General features: G+C 62.8%; 1 protein-coding gene. It reads left to right on the top strand.

Features of this window, described 5'->3' with window-relative positions:
* A partial coding sequence (locus SB764_RS41025) for a hypothetical protein (protein WP_410866900.1) occupies positions 1 to 266 on the top strand: 266 nt, incomplete at both ends.

A 266-nucleotide genomic window follows, 5' to 3' on the forward strand; every position in this document is an offset into this window, starting at 1 on the left:
CCGGACGCCAAGCTGAACGCCGACGTTGCCTTCATGCCCGAGGAAAACCACCTTCGCCTCAAGGCTCAGCTTGCCGAACCGAAGGGCGGCGTGATGGCGACGTTGCTGTCGCTGCCGGGCGATCCATCCGTCAATCTGTCGATCGATGGCGACGGTCCGATTTCGAACTGGAAGGCCAAGCTGCTGGCGGCCCTCGATGGACAGCCCCGCGCTTCGATCGAAGGCCAGCATGTACTGACGCCGGAGGGTCTTCACCAGATCAACCT

The sequence above is a fragment of the Paraburkholderia sp. SIMBA_027 genome (assembly GCF_046535315.1).
Taxonomy (GTDB): Bacteria; Pseudomonadota; Gammaproteobacteria; order Burkholderiales; family Burkholderiaceae; genus Paraburkholderia; species Paraburkholderia tropica.